Raw genomic sequence first — 16,257 nt, forward strand, 5'->3', positions numbered from 1 at the left:
CAATGCAAAAATCAAGTTTTATTATTGCTGCTCCAACAAGTAATTCAGGAAAAACAACGGTTACTTTAGGGCTTTTAAGAGCATTAAAAAAAAGAGGGAAATCTGTTCAGCCTTTTAAGTGTGGACCAGATTATATAGATCCAAAGTTTCATGGTATAGCTTGTGGAAAAACAGGTATAAACCTAGACCTCTATATGATGTCTGAAACCCACTTAAAAGAGACTTATAATAACTACGTTTCTACATCAGAAATACAATGTATAGAAGGTGTTATGGGCCTTTTTGATGGAGCAAAAAAAGCAGAAAGAAGTACAGCCGAATTGGCCAAGAAATTAAACCTCCCAATTGTCTTTGTTGTAGATGCAAAGGCTGTTGCATACTCGGTTGCCCCTTTACTTTTTGGTTTTAAAAACTTCGATCCCACTTTAAATATCATAGGGGTTATTTTTAATAGAGTCAATACAAAAAGTCATTATAAATTTCTTGAAGAAGCTTGTGAAGATGTTGGAATAAAAGCATTAGGCTATGTTCCTTTTTTAGAGGATTGTCAAATCCAATCTAGGCATTTAGGGTTATCAATTGAGAATTTAAAAGCATATGAGCAAAAGATAAATACTATTGCCAACCAAATAGAATTAACCGTAGATGTAAATCAATTACTTGATTTGTGTACCTATGCAGAAACTCCGCACATAAAAAAGGATATACATCAGCCTAATTCTGATATAACAATTGCAGTAGCAAAAGATGAAGGTTTCAATTTCAGCTATACTCAAAATATTAATGCATTAAAAACTGCTGGAAAAGTGGTATTCTTTAGTCCAATACATGATAAAGAATTACCACAAGCAGATTTTATTTATTTCCCAGGTGGTTACCCAGAATGTTATGCTAAAGCTTTAGCACAGAATAAAACAATGCTTTCTGCAATTAAAACATATGCAGAAAATGATGGCGTTATTATCGCTGAATGTGGAGGGATGATGTACTTAGGAAAAACCATGATAGATCAGAAAGGAACTGCTTTTAAGATGGCCAATGTTTTTCCTTTTACAAGTTCTTTAAAAGAGATGAAACTCCATTTAGGTTACCGCACAATACTACTTGGTGCTACCACAATTAAAGGCCATGAATTTCATTATTCTAATGTATATGAAGATGAAAAGATTGCAACCGTAGGTACTGTTTTTAGTGCTCGGGAAAAAGAAATTCCAACAAAAATTTATAGATATAAAAATGTTATGGCTTCGTATATCCACCTTTATTTTGGAGAGAAGCAACAATTTAAATCAATTACTAACTATTTAACAGATAAAACTTTACAACTATGAAAGTATATACCAGAAAAGGTGATAAGGGACAAACAGGCGTTTTTGGGGGTAAGAGAGAAGCAAAAGATGCTCCTAGAATAGAATGTATTGGTACTTTAGATGAGGTAAATTCTACAATAGGTTTACTAAGATCAAAACTAGGAAACGACCATGAATGGCAACCAAATTTACACCGTATTCAAAAAGATATGATGAATATGATGTCTCATTTAGCAAGACCATCCGACTCTAAAAAAGAAAATAAGAACCCTCAGCCAGAAGATGGTGCTGTTTTTTGCGAAGAATGGATTGATGCTATGGAAAATAATATGAGTAGCCCTTCTGACTATTTTTTACTTCCGGGAGGAAACGAAATTTCAGCACTCTGCCATGTGTGTAGAACCCAAGTAAGAAGAGGCGAACGAACATTAGTAACACTTGCAAAAGTAGATCCTGAAAGTGTTCATGAATACATTTCTTCTTATATAAACCGCCTCTCCGATCTATTCTTTACAATGGCTAGAGCAGAAATGGATAAGCATGGTGTAGCAGAAGAAAAATGGAACTTATTTTTATATAAAAGAAAGAAAAAAGCATGAGAAAAATACCTATTACAATCGTTACAGGCTTTCTAGGTGTGGGTAAAACCACTCTAGTACATAATATGCTAAAAAACACCAATGGGAAGAGAATTGCGTTATTAGTAAACGAATTTGGAGAAGTTGGTGTAGACGGTGATATTATAAAATCGGGTTGCGACGATAAAGAGTGTAACATAATTGAGTTATCCAATGGTTGCATTTGCTGTACCGTTCAAGAAGAGTTCTTACCTGCAATGCTAGAACTTATTGAGCGTAAAGAAGATATCGACCATATAGTAATAGAAACTTCTGGTTTAGCAATGCCTAAGCCTTTAGTACGTGCTGTAAATTGGCCAGATTTAAAACCACACATAACCATAGATGCTGTAATTACTGTTGTTGATGCAGTTGGTATTGCTACTGGTGAATTTTGTGATAGACAACGTGTACAAGCACAACGTTTAGCAGATGATTCTTTAGATCATGAAACACCAATTGAAGAATTATTTTTAGATCAATTGTCTTGTGCCGACTTAGTTCTAGTTAGTAAAAGAGATTTAGTTGACGAAGAAAAGTACACTGAAATTGCAGCCTTTGTTTCTGAAAAGGTAAAAGCGAATACCAAGATTATTCCAATAATTAATGGAGATATTAGTACTACTCTATTATTAGGAATTGAGGCTTCTGCCGAAGATGATTTAGAGAATAGACACTCACTTCATGAACACCATCACGAACATGGACACGATCATGAACATGATGATGACATAAAAACAGAGTTGCTTGAATTTGAAGAAACACCAAACATCAAACAGCTAATCAAAGCGCTTACGCAAATGGTAAATGAAAATGAAATCTATAGAATTAAAGGTTTTGTAAATATTCCAAATAAACCAATGCGCATGATACTTCAAGGTGTTGGAGATCGTTTTGATTATTATTTTGATAGACCTTGGGAAGCAGACGAAATACGTAAAACACATTTAGTAGTGATAGGTAGAAATATCTCGTTAACTACTTCTGCAACAGTTTAATTTGCTACTAACTGATTAATAAAGCAGCCTTTGTTCTTTAGATCAAGGGCTGTTTAAACAACTTCTTTTTTGCAATGCATTTAATTTCAACACTTCCAGGAGGATGGAACCCTAACGATGAAGGGGTCTTTCATATTCAACAATCTGCCGGAGATATCTTATTTCTTTCTGCAGCAGACACAGAACTATTCACTCTCAATAAAGTGTATAAAGAAATACACAAGGAGTTTAAAGATATTCCAAGTTTACGGTTAGCAAATCTTACTTATTTTAAGCAAGAACTTACCATAGACACCTACTTAGAAGAAGTTGTAAGTAAAGCAAAAGTTGTTGTATTAAAACTACTTGGAGGTACTGCTTATTTTTCTTATTTATGCGAAGCTATTTCTTCTTTTGCTGCTGAGAATAGTATTACATTACTCTTTTTACCAGGCGATAATCAACCAGATTTAGAGTTAATGCAATTGTCTACTTTACCTTTACCTGTAGTAAATAAAATATGGGAATATTTTGTTGCAGGAGGAAAACAAAATACAGCAGAAGCATTTAAATTAATTGTAAAAGAAGCATTTCAATATCCATTTTTAATAAAAGAAAAAAAAGCCATTGATGATGTCTTTTTATACCATCATACGCAAGGAATTATTGATAACAATTGGAAGAAAAGTAACCTTCCTACAGCTTTAATTTTTGCTTATAGAAGTAATTACTTAGCAGATAATTTAGCCCCTATTTTAGAAGTTTCAAGAGCCTTAGAAAAAAAGGGAATTACAGCCATCACTTTAATGGCCTTAACTTATAGAGAAACTGATATTCAACAACGTATTACTAACTTACTTGAATTATATAAAATAGCCACACCTAAAGTTATTATAAATACTACAGGTTTTTCGTTACAAGGTTTTAAAGAAACAGAAGAAAAAAGCTTATTCGAGGTAGTAAATGTACCCGTAATTCAAGCCATTCAAGCCAGTTGTAGCAAACAAGTTTGGCACGAGGGTACATTTGGATTACCCCCTACAGATATTGCCATGAATATCGCTTTACCAGAAGTAGACGGGAAAATTATTGGCAATGTGATTTCTTTTAAAGAAGCACAAGAAAAAGACGAGTTAACAGATTCTGAAATAGTTTGTTACGTACCACATGTAGAAGGGTGTAATTTTATAGCCAACCATACAGAGGCTTGGAATAAATTGAATACAAAAGAAAATAAGGAGAAAAATATTGCCGTAATTCTACCAAACTACCCTAGTAAAAACAGTCGGCTTGCCAATGGTGTTGGTTTAGATACTCCGGCAAGTACTTTGCAAATTCTTAATGCCTTAAAAGAAGACAACTACTCCTTAACACAAACAATTCCTACAACTACAGAAGAATTAATAGAAAGTCTGACTGAAAATGTAACAAATGATCTCACATCACTTTCTTACAAAAATGCTGAGATAAAAATTAAAGAAGAAGTATTTTATTATCATTACAATCAACTTTCTGAAACACTTAGAACAAAGATTGAACAACAATGGGGTCATCCTTCTACATCTCCTAATTATAGAAATGGACATTTCTTAATTCCCGGTAAAAAACTTGGTGCTATTTTTCTTAGTATTCAACCCAATCGAGGATACAATTTAGACCTACAAGCAACATATCACTCTCCAGATTTACCTCCAACGTACGCTTATTTAGCCTACTATATTTGGGTGCAACAAGTTTTTAAAGCTGATGCAATTATACATGTTGGAAAACATGGAAATTTAGAATGGTTACCCGGTAAAGGTGTTGCATTGTCTAAAGAAAGTTGTTTTCCAGAAGCTATTTTAGGAGCAGTTCCTCATTTTTATCCTTTTATTATTAATGATCCGGGAGAAGGAACGCAAGCCAAAAGAAGAAACCATGCTATCATTCTAGATCATTTAATTCCGCCAATGACAAGGGCTGAAAACTATGGTGAATTATTGCAATTAGAACTTTTAATTGATGAGTACTATGAATCTGCTTTACTTGATCCTAAAAGGGCAAATCTTATCAAAATAAAAATTGAAAAATTAGTAAACGAGACACATTTAAAAACTGATTTAAATGATGATGGAAAAGATATTGATGCACTTTTAGAAGTAATTGATGGGTACTTATGTGAATTGAAAGAAGCTCAAATTAGAGGGGGATTACACATATTTGGCTGCTTACCTCAAGAAGAAAAATTAGTGGATTTGATTGTTGCATTACATCGTTTACCACAAGGAAATTATAAGAGTATATTACAATCCTTAGCACTTGATTTACAACTCAACATTGATGTTCTTGATACAAACTATGAAACGGAATTTAAAACACTGCTTTTTGGAAGCCCCTGTAGATCTCTTGGTCAAGTAATTGAAGTATTAGAAAATAGAGCAAAGACTATTATTACTTCTTTAGTTTATAAAAAACCAATTATTGGAAAAATAGGTAACGAAACAAAAAACAGCATTAATACTATACTAAAACATACCTTACCTACTTTAGAAAAAACTACACAAGAAATAACAAACCTTATTAATGGTTTAAACGGTGCTTACATTCCTGCCGGTGGATCTGGTGCACCTACAAGAGGGCGTTTAGATATTTTACCTACAGGTAGAAATTTTTATTCTGTAGATACACGTACCATTCCTTCTCCGTCTGCTTATGATTTAGGTAGTAAGAGTGCTCAAAATATTATTGATCGGTATTTACAAGAAGAAGGGCAATTTCCAGCTACTGTTGCAATCTCTGTTTGGGGTACTTCTACCATGAGAACTGGCGGTGATGATATTGCACAGGCACTTGCTCTATTGGGTGTACAACCTATTTGGCAAGGAGTAAATAGAAGAGTAAAAGACTTTGAAATTATACCTCTTATTACGTTAAAAAGACCTCGTGTTGATGTGTTATTACGTATTTCAGGTTTTTTTAGAGATGCTTTTCCAGATGTTATCTCATTGTTTAACACAGCCATTGAAAAGGTAGCCGCATTAGACGAACCGTTTGATCAGAACCCTATTAGAGCAAGAGTTGAAAAGGAAAAAGAAGAATGGAAAAGTAAAGGTTTAGACAATATTACTGCGCACCAAAGAGCACTTTACAGAGTATTTGGTGCTAAACCTGGTGCTTATGGAGCTGGTTTGCAAGGGTTAATTGATGAAAAAAATTGGACAACCCAAGAAGACCTTGCTAATGTTTTTATCAACTGGGGGGGGTATGCATACTCAGGCAGTAAGAATGAAGGAAAATCAGCACATGAATCGTTTAAGAAAAGACTTTCAGAGGTTGAAGTTGTTATTCAAAATCAAGACAATAGGGAACATGATTTACTTGATTCTGACGATTATTATCAGTTTCAAGGAGGAATGACCGCTGCAGTAACTATGGTAAAAGGAGAAGCTCCAACTACTTATTTTGGAGACCATTCTAGACCTGATAAACCAAGAATAAAATCGCTTAAAGAAGAGCTTTTAAAGGTCTACCGTTCAAGAGTAATTAACCCTAAATGGATGAATGGAATGAGAGACCATGGATATAAAGGGGCTTTTGAAATGGCTGCAACTATGGATTATCTTTTTGCTTATGATGCCACAACAAATCTTATTGAAGATTTTATGTATGAAGGAATTACAGAAGAATACCTTTTTAATTCGGAGAATCTCCAATTCTTAGAACAGCACAACCCTTGGGCTGTAAAAGATATGTCGGAAAGAATGTTAGAAGCAATTCAAAGAGGAATGTGGAAATCTCCAACTAAAAAAACAAAAGACACACTAGAAAGTATTTATCTTACCGCAGAGGGGAATTTAGAGTAACCATTTATTGTACGACTCTAAAAAAGACTTTTGAGTACCTCGAATTACCAAAATCTTCTAAGCCGATAACGGAACAAAGCACACATGAAGCTCTTTATAATTTCAGAATATTCTGCTATGATTGAAACGGCTAAAAATTTACTAAAGCTCAATTTGACCAGATAGTGCAGATTTGAGCATTGAAGAAGTAAAATATATACAGCAACAAGCCAACCTAGTTTTTGTAGGTTGGCTTATTAGGTATTTTAAGCAGGAAAATCTGTAGGAATTTCAAATTCTCGCTTGTATAACCAGGAAGGAAAATAGTCTGATGCTATGTCAATTTCCCAGCCTTTTTCATGGGCTAAGCAACAGGTATAGACAATATCCCAAATAACCCAAAAGTTGGAGTTATCCTTAGTTTCTTCTACATTTTTAATGGCTTCCACATATTTTGGAAACATTACTTTAAAAGCTTCATTAAATTCTTTTTCGGTTTGTGAAACCATTATCTCATGTAAATCATATTTGGAGGCAGCAAACATCTGAAATCTTTTCGCATTTTCTTTCATTAATATTGTTCCAGATTCTTTGGGGTCTAAAGCAATGTAGTGAGCTATGCCTTGTGATTCTATTTCTTTTAATTCTGCTAATTTATTTCTTCTTTCTAGATCTTCTTTCGTGAAACGAAGCATATGATAATCAAGGCTTAATTGTCCTGCTTCACCGTAGACATGAAATAAATCTTTCCCCAAATAACCTCTCAATTCACCCATAGATTTTTCATCCTTAAATAAATAGGATATTATCATCAAGTATTTAAAATGAGTTGTACTAAATTTTTCTTTTGAACCTTTTAACTTCACTTTATATTTCCCTAATGTAACTTCTGAAACCTCCTCTCCTTTGGATAAAAACTCTAAGTGAGCTTTTCCGAATTGAAGAGACATGTAAAGAAAATCTAGGATTATTTTTCTGTTGTTTGTGTAGACTAATGAATGTAAAGCGTTACTAAAAATAAATTTCGAAAAAGCTCCAAAATTCTTTTTTTGAATATTGTCCTTATTTTCGATTATTTTTTCATAACGTAATACATATTTTTGTAGTTCTAATTCATCATTCCAATTAAAATCAGAAAAATTTGATGGAGATAAACGATTAATAAGCATAATTTTATTCAAAATTTTTAATTAATAAATCACCGAGACTTCCATCATCTTTCAACTTTTGTTTAAAAAGTATATAGTTTAAATTTTCGTCTAGTAAAGCCTCTTTAATTTTATTTGAAAGATCACTCTTTTCAGGAATTTTACTAAGAAGATCATCTCTATATTGTTCCGTTCCTTGTTGCGCTACTTGAATTTTATTATCATCCTCTGCAACCTTACCTAAGTTTCTTTGTCCTAAGCCAGCACTACCCCCTTTACATTCTACCAAAACAACTTCACCTGTACCTTCATTATAATAGATACGATCAAATTGTCCTGTTTTTCCTCCTCCCACTTGATGGTCTAATTTGGTGTAGCCTAGCACCCCACTGTTCTATATATTAAGCGTCAAATAGAATATATCACAATAAATACACCAATTAGTCAATAATTTCACAATATATCAGTGATAAATAAACCTTGATATTCATCTTTTAATTATGCATTTTCATAAAAAAAATCATCCATGTCAAGCAGAAAGAGAGACAGATTAGAGATATCAACTTAAAGGTGTTTATGTAATTGGGTTGATGAATTACATAGTTTTTCTAAGCATTGAAGAAGTAAAAAATATACAGCAGTAAGCTACAACTTTATAGAAGCAACAAGCCAACCTAGTTTTTGTAGGTTGGCTTATTAGGTATTTTAAGTAGGAAAATCGGTAGGGATTTCAAATTCTCGCTTGTATAACCATGAAGGAAAATAATCTGATTCTAATTCAATTTCCCATCCTTTTTCATGGGCTAGGCAACATGTAAGGAATAGATCCCAAATTATCCAAAAGTTAGAATTATCTTTTAGATCCTCCACACTTTTTATAGCTTCTATATATTTTGGAAACATTACCTTGAAAGCTTCATTAAACTCTCTCTCGGTTTGAGAGATCATTAGTTCATGTAAATCATATTTGGGCTCTGCAAACATCTGAAATCTTTTTGCATTTTCTTTCATCAATATTGTTCCAGATTCTTTAGGGTCTAAAGCAATATAGTGTGCTATTCCTTGATATTCAATCTCCTTTAAACCTGCTAACTTATACCTTCGTAATTTATCTTCAGCAGTATAACGAAGCATCTGGTAATCTAGTTTTAACTGTCCTGCTTCTCCATATATATGAAATAAATCTTTCCCCAAATAACTTCTCAATTCAACCATGGATGATTCATCCCTAAATAAATAAGCAATCAACATTAAGTTTTTAAAATGATAAGAGTCAAATTTCTCTTTTGAACCTTTTAACTTCACTTTATATTTCCCTAATGTAACTTCTGAAACCTCCTCTCCTTTGGATAAAAACTCTAAGTGAGCTTTTCCGAATTGAAGAGACATATAAAGAAAATCTAGGATTATTTTTCTGTTGTTTGTGTAGACTAATGAATGTAAAGCGTTACTAAAAATAAATTTCGAAAAAGCTCCAAAATTCTTTTTTTGAATATTGTCCTTATTTTCGATTATTTTTTCATAACGTAATACATATTTTTGTAGTTCTAATTCATCATTCCAATTAAAATCAGAAAAATTTGATGGAGATAAACGATTAATAAGCATAATTTTATTCAAAATTTTTAATTAATAAATCACCGAGACTTCCATCATCTTTCAACTTTTGTTTAAAAAGTATATAGTTTAAATTTTCGTCTAGTAAAGCCTCTTTAATTTTATTTGAAAGATCACTCTTTTCAGGAATTTTACTAAGAAGATCATCTCTATATTGTTCCGTTCCTTGTTGCGCTACTTGAATTTTATTATCATCCTCTGCAACCTTACCTAAGTTTCTTTGTCCTAAGCCAGCACTACCTCCTTTACATTCTACCAAAACAACTTCACCTGTACCTTCATTATAATAGATACGATCAAATTGTCCTGTTTTTCCACCTCCCACTTGATGGTCTAATTTGGTGTAGCCTAGCACCCCACTGTTCTATATATTAAGCGTCAAATAGAATATATCACAATAAATACACCAATTAGTCAATAATTTCACAATATATCAGTGATAAATAAACCTTGATATTCATCTTTTAATTATGCATTTTCATAAAAAAAATCATCCATGTCAAGCAGAAAGAGAGACAGATTAGAAATATCAACTTAAAGGTGTTTATGTAATTGGGTTGATGAATTACTTAGTTTTTCTAAGCATTGAAGAAGTAAAAAACATACAGCAGTAAGCTACAACTTTATAGAAGCAACAAGCCAACCTAGTTTTTGTATGTTGGCTTGTTTTTTATTCACTATACAAATTATTTTCGCTTAAATACTTCCTTACCTTTCTGATCTGCTCTATATTTTCATCGGATTCAATATCTAACGGATTGTTATAATGGAGCATTTCTATACTGCCATCTTCCCATTCTTCTACTTTGATGAAAGGGCAATTGAGGAGTTGAGCTTTGGTGTGATGCTTTTCATATTTAGAAGGTATACTTACACAATGATAGAAATATGATTCCAAATAAGAAAAATCAGAATATACTTTATATTTATCTAAATCATGTTTTTCATCAAAATCATATAAATTCCCCACATCCACCCAACTAACATACCCTAAACCATTGGGAAGGGATTTGTAAAGGTTGAAGAAAAAGGTGTCGTAATCAGTAAATTGTAATTCTTCTTCGTTTGTTGTTCAATCTCTAAATACTAATTGAGAGATTTTATTACTTCTTATCGTCATACTATTTTTACCTAAGTCGAAACGAATTGATATATCTATGATTTGAAAATATGTAGAAATAATAGTTTCATTTAATAAATCTTCAATATTATCAAAACATTCTATTTCTTCAACAGCTGACATATCTGTTATATGAATAGTTTTGTAACTAAATATTTTACTTTTTTTTAATAAATTAATTATCATAATAATACTACTAGTTTTCCTCTCAAAATTTAATAAAATCTTATTCATAATTAAATCTGTTTTGTCACAATTATTTTATTAACATAATCAGATAACAATACTTCGGTAATTTTTTCAAAATCCCTATAAAACATAAAAAGCTGTATTTTTGAAGTCCTACCAACAAAAAACAGCTAATTATGGAAAGCAGAGCTTTCATAGGACCAATATTATCAAAAATGTCTGACTTAAGAAAAAGTAAAGTCAACTTTTTAACAGAATGTTTTATACTCTTCTTGAGTATCAAGGGGAAAATTAATTTTCTTCAGTTATCAAGGTATGGTTCATATAGTGAAAAAACTTACCGAAATAATTTCGAATCAGGTTTTTCTTTTTCAGAATTTAATCATCATTTGATCAATGAACATTGTGGTGATGAAAAAATAATAGCTTTCGATCCTGTTTACCTCAGTAAAAGTGGTAAGAAAACCTATGGTTTAGGGAAATATTGGTCCGGATGTGCTGGTAAAGCTCAAAAAGGATTGGATTTATCAGGTATTGGAATTGTTGATGTAGAAAGTCGTAATGCCTTTCATTATGATGCAATCCAAACGCCTTCAATTACAGAATTAAAGGAGAAAGGCATGAGTTTAGTTGACCATTATGCATCCACTTTGCTTACACATAAAGAGCAATTATTGACGCATTCTAAGTATGTTGTAGCTGATGCTTATTTTGCAAAAGAAAAGTTTGTTCGACCATTAGATGAGGCTGGCTTTACTGTACTTAGTCGATTTAGAGGTGATATGAATGCAAGGTATTTATTTGAAGGACCAAAAACAGGAAAACGCGGTAGACCTAAAAAATTCAACGGAAAAGTAGACTGGAAAAATATTGATCTCGATATTTTTCAGTTAGAAGATGATACAGACTTATATTATTTGTACTCTGCAAAAATTTATAGCGTTGCTTTAAAAAGAGAAGTAATGATTGCACTTGTTCAATTTAAAAATCAAAAGCTCAAGCAAAAAATATTCTTTTCAACAGATCTAAATCAAGAGGCCTTCCAAATTTTCAATTATTACAGATTACGTTTTCACATAGAATTTCTTTTTCGAGATGCAAAACAGCATACAAGTCTTACAGGTTGTCAAGGAATAAGTAAAAATAAAATTCATTTTCATACTAATATGGCACTTACTTCTGTCTCAATTGCTAAGGCTTTTCATTGGATCAATCAAGAAAAAAAGGAAAGAGGACCCTTTTCAATGGCTAACATAAAAACACTCTATTTCAATGAGTTAATACTAAAAAAGATTTTTAGTGTATTTCGAATTGATGTAGATGTTGAAAAAAATAAACAGCAATTTGAGATGATTCGAAAATTAGGTCAAATTGCTGCTTGAAAAATATATTATTTTACCGAAGTATTGAGATAAGTTATCATCATTTAATAAAAATGTATTTTTCTTCTTCTCAATAGCTTTTACCGCTTGATCAACTTGATTCGTTTTCCCCGGCATTACAATATACTGAACTTCTACCTTACCTCTAAAACCACTCATATTTATGCCTTTTTCTTTTAAAATTTGCTTTAAAAGATCAGCTTCTTCACCTTTAGAAGAAAGTATTTTAATCATCTTCGCATAATCCTCCAACTGCTCAACATCAATTTGACCATTGACATATCCTGATTTTACATCATAAATCACTAATTTACCTTGAGCATCTACATGAAAAATACCATCTGGAATACGCTTTTTACTAAACGCAGGAAAATCTATCTGTGGATGTGCAACACCTGTAGTTGATAAATTCTTCTTGGTGGCTACATAGGATTCATAAATCGCTCCTCTTGAGCCTTGGTTATCTATTTTAGAAAGTCTGCCTGTTAATTCATCTATACTACTGGCCGTTTGCCCTAATTGTTCATTAAACTCTTTAACAACTTTAGAACGAATGTTCGCTGCGTCTGCTCCTTCTGTTAAGTTATCTAATTGATCTTTATGTTTACTTTAATTAGGATCAGAAAATTCATTTGTAAATATTTTTCTTTGCACTTCAGATAAATTTAGATGAGCTAATTTATTACTTATGTTGGATGCTAACGCACTAGCATTATGCACCAAAACCCCTTCTTCATCAAAACTATTTCGGCTGTATTTTTCAATAAAGTTATATCTGAAAAGCAGACTTAAAGAGGACAATCAATAATATAATTTTTAGAACCTTCTAATGTATCATATTTATCATGAAGAATCAATTCACCTTTCGACAATAATAATGGAATAAAACGATGTGGTGTTTTATAAACAAATAAGTCCATTAGGTACCATTTATTTTTATGTATTACTGCATTTATTACTATTCTACATTCGTTACCATCAGCAATAACTTGATAAGAATATTCTAAATGACCATAATATTGAGGTTCGTCACTTTGTAATTTGTGTGGCTTTCTCCAATTCCTATCTATACTTTCTGATTTGTTAAGTCCGCCAATTTTATAATAGACAATCTTTTTGAAGCTTTCATCTAAATGAAACTCTCTATTCAATACTTTCTCTTTCACAGATATTGATCTCTTGTCAAAATATTCTACATACAAAAACATAGGAATTAGTAAAACGGGTGAAAAAATAACAAAATAAAAAGTCCCTTTTATACTGATAACTGCATCCCTTCTGATAAATTTATTTAACATAAGCTCCTTTGCTAGAATTAGTTCAATTCACTACTAATTGAATTATATCCAAACCCAATAATATTCTCTACTTTTCTTTGAAAATCAATACCTGTATCTACCTTAATTAAATTCCGTTTTTTTATCAACTCCTTCTAAAAATAATCGGTAATAACCTGATGATGTATCTTCTATCATTTCAATTCTACTATTCATGTTAATACTCATATTATTTATCATTAAATGATATATTACGGATAGCTCATCTTGATTAATAATAATATATCTCAATATATCAGTTTTACTCCAACTATAAGCTATACCTACTCCAATTGAACCAGAAATTTTCATGCCTTTAGCAGTTGAAATCAACTCTCACCCCCAACGTTTTTCACCTTCATATGATAGGGAAATAGAAAACAACAACAGATCGACAGTCAAATCAGTAGTATTCAAATAATCATTTACATTTCCATCCCAAATTAAAGCACCTTCTATATCAAGAAAGTCTAAATCATCTCCTATACAGTTTCACTTGTTGCTAAATTTCCGTACGCTGTAAATTTCTTAAATAGTTCATTTCGAGTAGATAGGAAATCAACAAAAAATTCTCCTGATGAATATATTAATATATTATCTTTTGAATCATATGCAATTCCACAATGTAAAGCTACATCTCCACCTACAACTACAAGTCCTGCTGATGCTCCCCCCACTGTTCCGGGTGTTAAGCCGAAGGCGTCACTCAGAACTAGAAAATTGTGTGAGTTTGTAACTCACGATTTCTGTATTTCAAAATTGATTCCAAAGTTGGATGGATCCTCAAAATTAAAAGGATGTTGAAATAAAATGTATACTATGTTTTTAGTTTTTGATGTTGTGATAAGTTACAAACTTTCACAATAGGTGAGTTCGTAATGACGCTGTCGCTTAACATTACGAACAGTGAGGAGAAATTCGGGAAAATATTAGATGTGGTGGATTATCAGAAAATTATAAAGTAGAGTACAATTAAAATCACTCAAAAGGGGGATATTTTTATTTTACTTCGAAAATGGTTGTGATTAAGTTTTTGGAGGACCAAAACATTAAAAGTTACTTCATAAAGTATGATAAAAAGTGAGTCATCTCGTGAAGAGATGACTCACTTTTTTTTACTTGAACTACTGTACACCAAATTCAGCTTCAAAGGCTCTTTTTAGATCCATTTTTTGAAGCGCTCCGGCCTGCATCTTAGGAATACCTTCCATCGGAATAAATAACAATGATGGGATACTTCTGATGCTAAACATTGCAGAAAGTTCATGTTCTGCTTCTGTGTCTACTTTGTAGATGTCAATTTTATCATCATACTCTTCTGATAATTCTTCTAAAATCGGAGCAACCATCTTACATGGGCCACACCAATCTGCATAGAAATCTATCAAAGCAGGCTTATCACCTTTATATTTCCAATCCTGACTTTCTGTGTAGTCAAAAATCTGTGCCTTAAATTGTTCCAGTGTTAAATTCTTTACTCCCATAATCTTTTTCCGATACTTCTATTAAAAAGGAATATGTGAAGATATACTATTATACTCTGTTACGCCATATGTAAATGATAGTTCTTCCAAATACGATGGTAATTCTGAGTGTTCCATACCATCGCTATCTACGAAAATATCATTAAAGAAACTCACCTGACCTAAATACGCTTCATCTCCATCGTATATATTAAACTCTACATCACTGTTCTGCACGTATACATCAGTGACGGTTCTTCGCAAGATTAAAAATAGTTCGCCATCACCATCTTCTACTCTGTTATAGAATAAGTGTTCTTTCCCAAAAATGTATAATTCGGTAGTATCAAGAGAAAAATTTGTGTCGACATAATAGTTATCTTGATGAAATCTACTTTTTAAAAGTTTCTTCTTTTCCCCGTAATAAAGATCATAGTCTCCCTTTTCAGTAGATGTTACATCTGAACTTACATTGACGACAAAATGATCATCAAAATACTCAAATCTTTTGACGTAACTTTTTCTACTAGAACTCTGAGGTACATATTTAATTTCACTAAACCTTTCTTGATTATCATAAGTATAGTCATATCTGTAACCATACTCTCCGGGGATTTCAACTACAGAGACATTGTTTTGTCCATTATGTGAAACATAACCATCATACGGAATTGGATAATCTTCCTCAAATCTATCAATACTTAATGCCACTGCCTGACCTCTTTCATTGTAAAATGTCAATGAAAATTTTCCTCCATGTGTTTCATATAAAATACGGTTGAATGGATCATGACTATATCGATATTTTGAAGTTTGAATGATATCCGTAGATGAATTAATGAAAGAAATCTTGTGGGATAAATCATTAAACTCATAGGTTAAAGCTAAACTATATCCTGTTTCATTAAAAGTCACATTTGTTGATAAAACTGAATCATATTCATCCGTTATATGTTCAAATGAGATTATGTTTTCACCGAACTTTCCGAGATGAGGCACCGAAGCAGAAGTCGTCAACAGTTTATTACTATCCATTTCAGAAGTAAGCACATAATTTCCTCCAAAGCATCCTCGCATTATTTTATTGAAGGACAGTGAGAAAGTTTGTGTGTTAAAAAGAGATTTCTGAGGCTCCTCTTCTTCTTCTTCAATTTCTTCTTCGATCTCAATTTGTGGTACTACCTTTTCTTCTTCACATGCAAATAATGTTGCAGAGATGACAAAGATTAATAATAGTTTGTTTGAAAGTAATTTCATTAGAAAAAAAGTATTAGCTAAAAAATATATTATATTTAAA

Annotated in this window: 17 protein-coding genes; 5 read left to right on the top strand and 12 right to left on the bottom strand. The window is 32.0% G+C overall.

Translation table 11 applies throughout. The features are described 5' to 3' along the window. Positions 1-2: 2 nt before the first annotated feature. The 4 genes from EI427_RS25000 to cobN all read left to right on the top strand — a co-directional run bounded on the left by EI427_RS25000 (position 3) and on the right by cobN (position 6,746). Positions 3-1,331, top strand: coding sequence for a cobyrinate a,c-diamide synthase (locus EI427_RS25000; protein ID WP_126620219.1), 1,329 nt, complete (start codon positions 3-5; stop codon positions 1,329-1,331). Then, complete coding sequence (locus EI427_RS25005) at positions 1,328-1,909, top strand: cob(I)yrinic acid a,c-diamide adenosyltransferase (RefSeq protein ID WP_126620221.1); 582 nt, start codon at positions 1,328-1,330, stop codon at positions 1,907-1,909. The genes EI427_RS25000 and EI427_RS25005 overlap by 4 nt, the downstream gene beginning before the upstream one ends. Continuing rightward, positions 1,906-2,925 (top strand): cobalamin biosynthesis protein CobW, encoded by a 1,020-nt coding sequence (gene cobW, locus EI427_RS25010; RefSeq protein ID WP_126620223.1) that lies wholly within the window; start codon positions 1,906-1,908, stop codon positions 2,923-2,925. The genes EI427_RS25005 and cobW overlap by 4 nt, the downstream gene beginning before the upstream one ends. 74 nt (positions 2,926-2,999) lie before the next feature. Beyond that, on the top strand, positions 3,000-6,746 hold the full coding sequence (gene cobN / locus EI427_RS25015) for a cobaltochelatase subunit CobN (RefSeq protein ID WP_126620225.1): 3,747 nt from the start codon (positions 3,000-3,002) through the stop codon (positions 6,744-6,746). Positions 6,747-6,991: 245 nt separating this feature from the next. Here cobN and EI427_RS25020 read toward each other — a convergent pair whose 3' ends face one another. The 6 genes from EI427_RS25020 to EI427_RS25045 form a co-directional block, all read right to left on the bottom strand. After that, the gene (locus tag EI427_RS25020) at positions 6,992-7,894 is read right to left on the bottom strand and encodes an Imm49 family immunity protein (RefSeq protein WP_126620227.1); all 903 of its coding nucleotides are present in this window, start codon (positions 7,892-7,894) and stop codon (positions 6,992-6,994) included. Between the two features lie 4 nt (positions 7,895-7,898). Beyond that, positions 7,899-8,228: a hypothetical protein gene (locus EI427_RS25025; RefSeq protein ID WP_126620229.1), complete on the bottom strand. Its 330-nt coding sequence runs from the start codon at positions 8,226-8,228 to the stop codon at positions 7,899-7,901. Positions 8,229-8,578: 350 nt separating this feature from the next. After that, on the bottom strand, positions 8,579-9,481 hold the full coding sequence (locus EI427_RS25030; protein WP_126620231.1) for an Imm49 family immunity protein: 903 nt from the start codon (positions 9,479-9,481) through the stop codon (positions 8,579-8,581). Between the two features lie 4 nt (positions 9,482-9,485). Further along, positions 9,486-9,815 (bottom strand): hypothetical protein, encoded by a 330-nt coding sequence (locus tag EI427_RS25035; protein WP_126620229.1) that lies wholly within the window; start codon positions 9,813-9,815, stop codon positions 9,486-9,488. A 345-nt stretch (positions 9,816-10,160) separates the two neighbouring features. Next, on the bottom strand, positions 10,161-10,460 hold the full coding sequence (locus tag EI427_RS25040; protein ID WP_126620233.1) for a hypothetical protein: 300 nt from the start codon (positions 10,458-10,460) through the stop codon (positions 10,161-10,163). A 102-nt stretch (positions 10,461-10,562) separates the two neighbouring features. After that, positions 10,563-10,844: a hypothetical protein gene (locus EI427_RS25045; RefSeq protein WP_126620235.1), complete on the bottom strand. Its 282-nt coding sequence runs from the start codon at positions 10,842-10,844 to the stop codon at positions 10,563-10,565. A 131-nt stretch (positions 10,845-10,975) separates the two neighbouring features. On the opposite strand from EI427_RS25045, the gene EI427_RS25050 reads away from it, so the two are divergent. Continuing rightward, positions 10,976-12,181, top strand: coding sequence for a transposase (locus tag EI427_RS25050; RefSeq protein WP_126613266.1), 1,206 nt, complete (start codon positions 10,976-10,978; stop codon positions 12,179-12,181). On the opposite strand, the gene EI427_RS25055 is transcribed toward EI427_RS25050, so the two are convergent. From EI427_RS25055 to EI427_RS25080, 6 genes are all read right to left on the bottom strand, one after another. Further along, positions 12,161-12,487 (bottom strand): hypothetical protein, encoded by a 327-nt coding sequence (locus tag EI427_RS25055; RefSeq protein WP_126620237.1) that lies wholly within the window; start codon positions 12,485-12,487, stop codon positions 12,161-12,163. The two genes, EI427_RS25050 and EI427_RS25055, sit on opposite strands and share 21 nt — an antisense overlap. A 482-nt stretch (positions 12,488-12,969) precedes the next feature. Next, a complete protein-coding gene (locus tag EI427_RS25060) occupies positions 12,970-13,479 on the bottom strand; it encodes a hypothetical protein (protein ID WP_170178616.1) in 510 nt (169 codons plus the stop codon). A gap of 102 nt (positions 13,480-13,581) precedes the next feature. Then, positions 13,582-13,809: a hypothetical protein gene (locus tag EI427_RS25065; RefSeq protein WP_126620241.1), complete on the bottom strand. Its 228-nt coding sequence runs from the start codon at positions 13,807-13,809 to the stop codon at positions 13,582-13,584. A 170-nt stretch (positions 13,810-13,979) separates the two neighbouring features. Further along, a complete protein-coding gene (locus EI427_RS25070; protein ID WP_126620243.1) occupies positions 13,980-14,174 on the bottom strand; it encodes a hypothetical protein in 195 nt (64 codons plus the stop codon). A 447-nt stretch (positions 14,175-14,621) separates the two neighbouring features. After that, positions 14,622-14,981, bottom strand: a complete 360-nt coding sequence (trxA, locus tag EI427_RS25075; protein WP_126620245.1) for a thioredoxin — start codon at positions 14,979-14,981, stop codon at positions 14,622-14,624. A gap of 21 nt (positions 14,982-15,002) precedes the next feature. Beyond that, a complete protein-coding gene (locus EI427_RS25080) occupies positions 15,003-16,217 on the bottom strand; it encodes a hypothetical protein (RefSeq protein ID WP_126620247.1) in 1,215 nt (404 codons plus the stop codon). Positions 16,218-16,257: the final 40 nt, after the last annotated feature.

The organism is Flammeovirga pectinis (genome assembly GCF_003970675.1).
Lineage (GTDB): Bacteria > Bacteroidota > Bacteroidia > Cytophagales > Flammeovirgaceae > Flammeovirga > Flammeovirga pectinis.

What these genes read in the sequence shown, in the direction of transcription:
- EI427_RS25000 (WP_126620219.1), top strand. Translation starts at nt 3, where the DNA reads ATGCAAAAATCAAGTTTTATTATTGCTGCTCCAACAAGTAATTCAGGA.
- EI427_RS25005 (WP_126620221.1), top strand. Translation starts at nt 1,328, where the DNA reads ATGAAAGTATATACCAGAAAAGGTGATAAGGGACAAACAGGCGTTTTT.
- cobW (WP_126620223.1), top strand. Translation starts at nt 1,906, where the DNA reads ATGAGAAAAATACCTATTACAATCGTTACAGGCTTTCTAGGTGTGGGT.
- cobN (WP_126620225.1), top strand. Translation starts at nt 3,000, where the DNA reads ATGCATTTAATTTCAACACTTCCAGGAGGATGGAACCCTAACGATGAA.
- EI427_RS25020 (WP_126620227.1), bottom strand. Translation starts at nt 7,894, where the DNA reads ATGCTTATTAATCGTTTATCTCCATCAAATTTTTCTGATTTTAATTGG.
- EI427_RS25030 (WP_126620231.1), bottom strand. Translation starts at nt 9,481, where the DNA reads ATGCTTATTAATCGTTTATCTCCATCAAATTTTTCTGATTTTAATTGG.
- EI427_RS25045 (WP_126620235.1), bottom strand. Translation starts at nt 10,844, where the DNA reads ATGAATAAGATTTTATTAAATTTTGAGAGGAAAACTAGTAGTATTATT.
- EI427_RS25050 (WP_126613266.1), top strand. Translation starts at nt 10,976, where the DNA reads ATGGAAAGCAGAGCTTTCATAGGACCAATATTATCAAAAATGTCTGAC.
- EI427_RS25060 (WP_170178616.1), bottom strand. Translation starts at nt 13,479, where the DNA reads ATGTTAAATAAATTTATCAGAAGGGATGCAGTTATCAGTATAAAAGGG.
- EI427_RS25065 (WP_126620241.1), bottom strand. Translation starts at nt 13,809, where the DNA reads ATGAAAATTTCTGGTTCAATTGGAGTAGGTATAGCTTATAGTTGGAGT.
- trxA (WP_126620245.1), bottom strand. Translation starts at nt 14,981, where the DNA reads ATGGGAGTAAAGAATTTAACACTGGAACAATTTAAGGCACAGATTTTT.
- EI427_RS25080 (WP_126620247.1), bottom strand. Translation starts at nt 16,217, where the DNA reads ATGAAATTACTTTCAAACAAACTATTATTAATCTTTGTCATCTCTGCA.